The 6,537-nt window shown below is 59.8% G+C and carries 6 protein-coding genes and 1 pseudogene; 4 read left to right on the top strand and 3 right to left on the bottom strand.

All coding sequences use genetic code 11. From position 1 onward, the window contains the following. Positions 1-361: pseudogene (locus tag HXO69_RS02945) on the bottom strand (sugar O-acetyltransferase); the annotation flags it as partial. Continuing rightward, on the bottom strand, positions 361-510 hold the full coding sequence (locus tag HXO69_RS02940; protein WP_005504480.1) for a hypothetical protein: 150 nt from the start codon (positions 508-510) through the stop codon (positions 361-363). The gene HXO69_RS02940 and the pseudogene HXO69_RS02945, both read right to left, overlap by 1 nt. 147 nt (positions 511-657) lie before the next feature. On the opposite strand from HXO69_RS02940, the gene HXO69_RS02935 reads away from it, so the two are divergent. The 4 genes from HXO69_RS02935 to HXO69_RS02920 all read left to right on the top strand — a co-directional run bounded on the left by HXO69_RS02935 (position 658) and on the right by HXO69_RS02920 (position 5,516). Beyond that, the gene (locus HXO69_RS02935; protein WP_296545217.1) at positions 658-2,436 is read left to right on the top strand and encodes a long-chain-fatty-acid--CoA ligase; all 1,779 of its coding nucleotides are present in this window, start codon (positions 658-660) and stop codon (positions 2,434-2,436) included. Positions 2,437-2,741: 305 nt separating this feature from the next. Further along, positions 2,742-3,623, top strand: coding sequence for a MetQ/NlpA family ABC transporter substrate-binding protein (locus tag HXO69_RS02930; protein ID WP_296545216.1), 882 nt, complete (start codon positions 2,742-2,744; stop codon positions 3,621-3,623). Between the two features lie 141 nt (positions 3,624-3,764). Beyond that, positions 3,765-4,820 (top strand): methionine ABC transporter ATP-binding protein, encoded by a 1,056-nt coding sequence (locus HXO69_RS02925; protein ID WP_070846715.1) that lies wholly within the window; start codon positions 3,765-3,767, stop codon positions 4,818-4,820. After that, positions 4,821-5,516, top strand: coding sequence for a methionine ABC transporter permease (locus HXO69_RS02920; protein ID WP_012902834.1), 696 nt, complete (start codon positions 4,821-4,823; stop codon positions 5,514-5,516). Positions 5,517-5,654: 138 nt separating this feature from the next. Here HXO69_RS02920 and HXO69_RS02915 read toward each other — a convergent pair whose 3' ends face one another. Then, positions 5,655-6,419, bottom strand: a complete 765-nt coding sequence (locus HXO69_RS02915) for an HAD family phosphatase (RefSeq protein ID WP_296545214.1) — start codon at positions 6,417-6,419, stop codon at positions 5,655-5,657. Positions 6,420-6,537 lie beyond the last annotated feature (118 nt).

Below are 6,537 nucleotides of genomic sequence, written 5' to 3'. Positions count from 1 at the left end.
GGGTGGGGGTGAGGAACTGTACGTTGTTGCCGACGAGCACGGTGGAGCCGATACGAATCGGGCAGACGTCCAGGAAGACGCAGCCAAAGTTGAAGAAGGAGCCGTCACCAATGTAGGTGTTCACGCCGTAGTCGAAGCGTGCGCCGGGGCGGATGTGGGAGTGCTCGCCCAGGTGGCCGAGGTGTTCACGGTAGACGTGCATTGCCTGTGCCTGCTCGCCGCGTGCGTAGTGTTCTTCGGCGAGGACGGTTGCAGCGTGGATGCGCTTAGTCTGCGCGGCGCATTCGGCGTCGGGCATGTAGGCGGCGCCGGAGACCATGCGGTTGAAGATGTCGCCGTTGGGGCGCTGCGGGGTGTGCATTAGTGGGCTCCTCCCAGAAGGTAAGCAAGTGCGATGATGGCCATTCCGAACAGGATGACGACTCCTCCGGCGATAGCGAATCGCTTGGAAATCTCGCGGAGGAGCTTCTTGAACTGCTCGTCAGTGATGTCTTGCTGTCGTTTACTCATGCTTTAAGTATCCCAGAGTTGCGGGGTTCTGCCTTAGTGTTTCGGTGTTTATTGCGGTATCTGGGGCGGGCGTACCGTGTGAGTTTCTGCATGGGAAGAGACCCCGCTGAGTTGAAGCCTGCGGGTGCGGGAAGGCACAATCATTGCATGACTGAGGCTCAGAAGAACACGAACCTGCAGGATGCGGCGGCTCCTGCATCCCCCGCTGGCGCATCCGCTGGTGTAGCTGCTGGTGCGCATCCGTTGGCGCATCGCCCCTGGTTGAAGAACTATACTCCGTGGACTGCGCGCGATATTGAGCTGCCCGAAACCTCGCTGAGCCACCTCATTGACGAAGCGGTTCGCACCGTACCCCACAAGGTGGCGCTGGAGTTCTTTGGCGCGACCACGACTTACGCTGAGCTGGGCGATCAGATTGAGCGTGCCGCGGAGGGCCTGCGTGTGGCGGGTGTGCAGCCGGGCGACCGTGTGGCGCTGATTCTGCCGAACTGCCCTCAGCATATTGCGGCGTTTTACGCGATTCTGCGTTTGGGCGCGATTGTGGTGGAGCATAACCCACTGTACACGGGTGCGGAGTTGCGCCACATGTTTGAGGATCACGGCGCGAAGGTCGCGATTGTGTGGGATAAGATTGCCTCGCATATTACGGGTCTTCCGGCGGATATCCGCCCGAACCATATTTATTCGGTGAACATGATTTCGGCGATGCCCGCGCTGATGCGTACCGCGCTGAAGTTGCCGCTGAAGAGTGCGCGTGCTTCGCGTGAAAAGCTGACGGGTCCCGCTCCGGGCACTGTGTCGTGGGCTCAGCTGGTGAAGAGCGAGCGTATTGATCCTGCGCATCGCCGCCCGACGGCGCACGATATTGCGCTGCTGCAGTACACCTCGGGTACGACCGGTCTGCCGAAGGGCGTGATGCTCACGCACCGCAACCTGGAGTCGAACGGCCGCATGGGTGAGGCGTGGATTAACCCGGGAGATGACGAGGTGATTTACTCGGTTCTGCCGCTGTTCCACGCGTACGGCATGACCCTGGGCGTGACGATTGCGTCGCTGTGCCGTGCCCGCCTGGTGCTGTTCCCGACCGTGGACATGGACCTGATTTTGAAGGCGATGAAGAAGACTCGCCCGACCATTCTACCTGCGGTTCCGCCGGTGTACCGCCGCCTCATGGATGAGGCGAAGAAGCGCGGTATGTCCCTGGAGGGTATCCGTTACGCGGTGTCTGGCGCGATGAACCTGCCGCCTGAGCTGGTTGCCGAGTGGGAGGAAGCCTCCGGCGGTTTCATGGTGGAAGGCTACGGCCTGACCGAGTGCGCGCCGCTGGTGTCCTGTAACCCGCTCAATGACACTCGCCGTGCCGGTTTCATTGGTGTTCCGTTCCCCTCCACCGATATTCGCGTGGTGGACCCGGAAACCGGCGAGGATGTGCCCGAGGGCGAAGAAGGCGAGCTGTGGGTGAAGGGCCCGCAGCGTTTTGCAGGCTACTGGAAGCGTGAAGATGAGACGGCGAAGACCATCACCCCCGATGGTTGGCTGCGCACCGGCGATATTGTGCGCCTGGACGAGGACTACTTCATCCAGATTGTTGACCGCATCAAGGAGGTCATCATCACCGGTGGCTTCAACGTCTCCCCGACGGAGGTTGAGGTCGCCCTCAAGCAGCACGATACGGTCGCGGACGCGGCGGTGGTCGGCATTCCGCTGCCCGCAGGTGGCGAGATGGTCGTTGCCGCTGTGGTTCCCGCCCCGGGCCGAGTGGTGGAGGAGCACACTCTGCGTGAGCACTGCTATTCGAAGGTGACCCGCTATAAGGTTCCGCGCCGCATCGTGGTGGTAGATGATCTGCCCCGTTCGATGCTGGGTAAGGTTCTGCGCCGTAAGGTGCGTGAGCAGCTGATTACTTCGGGCGAGTTTGACCAGTAGGCGCTAGCGGCTCGCTGATTACCCGTTTTATGAACGCCGGCTTGGGTTTTCGTACCCTTGCCGGCGTTTTGTGTGCGCCTGAATACACCGATAATGGCGCTTTGTGACCTGGAAATAATCACCGTATGACGAAATATGACAAAATATGACGACCTTGACGTTCTGTGTCTCATGAATAGCTCTTAACTTCCACACCCGCCCCCGCGCGTGCTGTAATTGTCCCATCATCATTCCCATCGGACGTGCTAATACCAACGTCAGCACCCGGCGGAACGCATCATCATTCAACAGAAAGATTCATAGCCGTGAAGAAGTTTGCTGCTGCACTCGCAGTTGTCCCCATGGTCTTTGGCCTGGCAGGCTGCGGTTCCACCAACTCCTCCTCCTCTTCCTCCAGCTCCAAGAAGGTCACCATTGGTGTGGTGGGTTCTGAGAAGTTCAACAAGACCCTGAAGGAAGAAGCTAAGAAGCAGGGTATCGACATTGAGTACAAGGAGTTCAGCGCTTACACCGAGCCGAACCCCGCACTGGACGCCGGTGACATCGACATGAACCGCTTCCAGCACATCGCGTACCTGTCTAACTACAACGTGAGCGCTAACAAGGACCTGCAGATTGTCGGCCCGACCGTCATCTACCCGATGGCTCTGTTCTCCAAGAAGCACTCCAAGCTGGCTGACATCCCCCAGGGTGGCGAAATCGTTATCCCGAACGACACCGTGAACGAAGCACGCGCACTGAAGCTGCTGAAGACCAACGGTCTGGTTACCTTCAAGAACGCTGACGTTGACGCACCCACCATCGACGACGTGGACACCGCTAACTCCAAGGTGAAGGTCACCCCCGTCGACGCAACCCAGACTGTGGTTGGCATGGAGTCCGCTGACGGCGCAGTCGTCAACAACGACTTCCTCAAGGATGCAGGCCTGAAGCCCGCAGACGCACTGGCTCAGGACGACCCCAAGACCGACCCCTCGGCAATCAAGTACGTGAACCTCTTCGTTGCTCAGAAGGACAAGGCTGACGACGAGACCTACAAGAAGATTGTTGAACTCTTCCACACCAAGGCCGTCATGGACGTCGTTCAGGAAGAGACCCGCGGCACCGCTGTTGAGGTCAACGTGAGCACCGACGAGCTGCGTCAGTCCCTGGCTAACGAAGAAGCCAAGCTGCGCGCCAAGAAGTAATCTTCTCAATACACGCCTCCTCTAGGCATACGCAAAGGCGGTAAGTCTAAGAACCCGATGCGGGTGAAGGCTTACCGTCCTTTGCGTAACGGCGTTAAGGCCCTTTAGCGCCCCAACCACGACATTTACGGATACATATTTATGAGTGAACTGGCACAGAGCTTCGGCGACAGCACCTCGCCCATGGTGGTTCTGGACGGAGTCTCCAAGGTCTTCGGCAACGGCCCCAAGGCAGTAGTTGCTGTCGACAACGTCTCCCTCACCATTAACCGCGGTGAAATCTTTGCAATTATCGGCTACTCCGGCGCCGGTAAGTCCACCCTGGTCCGCCTCATTAACGGCCTGGAAACCACCACCAGCGGCACCCTGACCGTTGGCGGCTTCGAAATTTCCGGCAAGCGCGACTCCGAACTGCGCGAAGCACGCACCAACATCGGCATGATCTTCCAGCAGTTCAACCTGATGAACTCCCGCACCGTGCTCGGTAACGTTGAGTTCCCGCTGAAGATTGCCGGCTGGTCCAAGAAGGACCGCCGCGCCCGCGCCCTGGAAATGCTCGAGTTCGTGGGTCTTGCCGACCGTGCAGGCCACTACCCGAACCAGCTTTCGGGCGGTCAGAAGCAGCGCGTGGGTATTGCCCGTGCGCTCGCGACCAACCCCGCCCTGTTGCTGGCGGATGAGTCCACCAGCGCGCTGGACCCGGAAACCACTCATGAAGTGCTTGCGCTCCTTAAGCGTGTGAACCGCGAACTGGGCGTGACCGTCGTGGTGATTACCCACGAGATGGACGTGGTCTCCAGCATCGCTGACCGTGTGGCGGTCATGGAGTCCGGTCGCGTGGTCGAGCAGGGCAACGTCTACGACGTCTTCTCCAACCCGCAGACCGACGTGGCGAAGCTGTTCGTGGCAACCACCGTCAAGCTTGCCCCCACCGGCAAGGAGGCGGCTGAGCTGCGTGCAAACCACAAGGGTTACCTCATCAACGTTGAAATTGTGGAGGGTAACCAGGAGCTCGGTAAGGTGCTGTCCTACCTGGGCGCCCGTAACGTCCGCTTCAACATTGTGGGCGGCGGTATTGAGACCCTGCAGGGCAAGGCGTACGGTACCCTCACCCTGGAACTTCTCGGCGAAATCACCAGCATTGATGCCGCTGTTGCTGAACTGAAGACCGTTGCCCGCGTGCAGGAGGTGCGCTAAATGTTTGCTACTACTCTTCCGCTGGCTGCGTCTAAGACTGACTGGTCTGAGTTCCTGCCCGAGAAGCTGCTCCCGGCTATTGGCGACACCTTCTACATGGTGTCTATCACCATGCTGTGCGCCGGTCTGGTTGGCCTGATTGTGGGTGCACTGCTGTACACCACCCGTGAGGGCAACATCTTCCAGAACCGTTTCGTGTACACGATCCTGAACATTCTGGTGAACGTGATTCGCCCGATTCCGTTCATTATCCTGATTGCGGCGCTTGGCCCGCTGACGAGCGCCGTGGTGGGTACCCGCCTGGGCGTGAACGCGGCGGTCTTCGCGATGAGCTTCGGCGCTGCGTTCGCCATTGCCCGTATCGTGGAGCAGAACATGGTCTCCATTGATCCGGGTGTGATTGAGGCGGCGCGCGCGATGGGCGCTTCTAAGCTGACCATCCTGTTTACCGTGATGATTCCCGAGGCGCTTGGCCCGCTGATTCTGGGTTACACCTTCCTCGTTATCGGTGTGGTGGATATGTCCGCTATGGCCGGTTACGTGGGTGCCGGTGGTCTGGGTAAGATCGCGATTGTGGACGGCTACCAGCGCTTCAACGACGAGATCACCTGGGCTGTTGTGGCGATTATTATCGTCCTGGTTCAGCTGGTTCAGTTCATCGGTAACTTCCTGGCGAAGAAGGTTATGCGCCGATAAGCTCGTACCGCTTAGGTATAAGCCGATAAGGCATAGAAGACCCCCGGTTTGCTCTTGATGAGCGGGCCGGGGGTCTTTCTTTGTGTCGGGTTTCTTTGTGCCTGGTTCCTTTGCGCCAGGGGAGGGGGCGCTAGTCGCTTAGCCCTGCGCCGCCTCAGACTGCTGTGCCGCCTCAAGCTTGGCGATCCAGGTGCGTGCCGCCTCCCAGAGCTGCGGGTCCTTGAACGAATCGAAGCGGCCAAAACCGGTAGGTGCCTTCTGCAGGTCGGTACCGGCGGGAGTGTAAATCATGACCTTCGTGCCGGCGTCACGTGCCGCCTGCGCGCCCGCGGGGGAGTCCTCGAACGCCAGCGCCTCGTGACCTTCAAAGCCGAGGCGACGTGCCGCCTCCAGGTACATGTCCGGGGCGGGCTTACCGGCCGGAACGTCGTTGCTGCTGACCCAGGTGCGCACCAGCGGGGCGTAACCGTAGCTTTCCATTTTCAGGGTCAGGATCTTCGCGGTGGAGTTCGACGCCACCGCAACGGGCATGTGCTCGCTCAGGAAGCTCAGGAACTGTTGCGCACCCTCGATCAGGTCCACGCCGGAGCTGATGACCTCGTGCTCGGTGGCGAGCAGGTCCTTCATCACGCGTTCATGGTGCTCGGCGTACTCTGCGGAGGCAACATCCGCCTTGTGACCGTTCTGCGCCTCGTAGGAGAGCAGGGCAAGCTCCTCAGCGACGTCGGCTGCCGCCAGGCCGGTGAGGCGGTGCTCCACCTCCTCGGTGAAGGGAACAGACCAGCGGGCGAAAAGCTCACGCTGCACATCGTTCCAGACGGTCTCGGAGTCGAGGAGGATGCCGTCGCAGTCGAAGATTGCGCAGCGGGGGAACCAAACGGAGGGTACGGTGTGTTCAAACATAATGTCAGTCTCTCACAGGGTTTTAGGCTATGGAAGCGGTGGCTCGGTGCGTGAGAAAACATGCAGGGCGCACACTGGGTGAGGGCACAAAAGCACGCGGCACATAAGTAGGCATAAA

This window comes from Rothia sp. (in: high G+C Gram-positive bacteria) (assembly GCF_015265375.1).
Classification (GTDB): domain Bacteria; phylum Actinomycetota; class Actinomycetes; order Actinomycetales; family Micrococcaceae; genus Rothia.
This window is presented reverse-complemented; position numbering and strand designations above follow the sequence as displayed.

What these genes read in the sequence shown, in the direction of transcription:
- HXO69_RS02920 (WP_012902834.1), top strand. Translation starts at nt 4,821, where the DNA reads ATGTTTGCTACTACTCTTCCGCTGGCTGCGTCTAAGACTGACTGGTCT.
- HXO69_RS02915 (WP_296545214.1), bottom strand. Translation starts at nt 6,419, where the DNA reads ATGTTTGAACACACCGTACCCTCCGTTTGGTTCCCCCGCTGCGCAATC.
- HXO69_RS02925 (WP_070846715.1), top strand. Translation starts at nt 3,765, where the DNA reads ATGAGTGAACTGGCACAGAGCTTCGGCGACAGCACCTCGCCCATGGTG.
- HXO69_RS02935 (WP_296545217.1), top strand. Translation starts at nt 658, where the DNA reads ATGACTGAGGCTCAGAAGAACACGAACCTGCAGGATGCGGCGGCTCCT.
- HXO69_RS02940 (WP_005504480.1), bottom strand. Translation starts at nt 510, where the DNA reads ATGAGTAAACGACAGCAAGACATCACTGACGAGCAGTTCAAGAAGCTC.